A 1,037-nucleotide genomic window follows, 5' to 3' on the forward strand; every position below is an offset into this window, starting at 1 on the left:
TAGCCGCTGCGGTTGCCCAGCAGTGTGCCGATGGGGGCGTAGACAGCGCCGCAAGGGTCGCCTTTGCGGGCTTTCCACAGCAGTGGCGTAACCACCGTTTCAGTCGGGCCGTAGCCGTTGAACAGATACGTCGGCTTGAGTGCACGCCAGGCCAAGTCGTAGCTGGCCTGCGCCACGGCGTCGCCGCCGAAGCAGTAGACCCGCACGGCCGGAGGGTTGCCGTCACGTTCGGCATGCTCGGCCAGCTGTTGCAGGTAAACCGGCGGGAACACGGCCATGGTCACGTTGTGCCGATGCATCTGCGCGTAGGTGTATTCCGGCAGCCACAGGCTGTCGTCGCGGATCAGCACGCTGGCGCCGTTGATCAGCGGGTGCATCCAACCCTCGTGGGAACCGTCGAACGCGAAGGACATGAAGTGCAGTTCGCAGTCGGCCGGGCTGGTTTCATAGCGTTCGCCGGTGGCGATGATGTGCGCCACCAACGGGCCGTGGGACACCGCCACGCCCTTGGGCATACCGGTGGAGCCCGAGGTGTAGATCACGTAGGCCAGGTTGTCGCCGTCCAGCACGACGCTTGGTGCGGTGTCGCTGTAGTTGGCCCAGTCTTCGGTGCGATCAATCGCCAGGGCTTCCAACCCCTGAGGGATCGGCAGTTGCTGCAAGGCGCTGGTGTGGGTCAGCAGCAGTTGCGCGCGGCTGTCTTCCATCATGTACAGCAGGCGGTCGCGGGGGTATTCGATGTCCAGCGGTACGTAAACACCACCGGACTTGAGCACCGCCAGGAACGCCACCATGCTCTCGGCGCTGCGCGGCATGGCGATGGCCACGCGCACTTCCGGGCCGACACCACGGGCGATCAGCGCATGGGCCAGGCGGTTAGCCTGAGAGTCGAGTTCGGAGTAAGTGAGGGTTTGGCCGTCGAACTTGACGGCCACCGCATCGGGGGTTTCGCGGGCGCGGTCACCGACCAGTTCGTGCACCCAGCGTGTGGCCGGGAAGCCTGAGTCGGTACGGTCCCACAGTTGCAGGATGTGCTG

Annotated in this window: 1 protein-coding gene; it reads right to left on the reverse strand. The window is 65.2% G+C overall.

The window, feature by feature from the left end; translation table 11 throughout:
- Positions 1–1,037: AMP-binding protein (locus tag AC07OV_RS30560; protein WP_495093615.1), on the reverse strand; the 1,037-nt coding region annotated here is incomplete at both ends.

The organism is Pseudomonas sp. GW821-FHT09A09 (assembly GCF_059418405.1).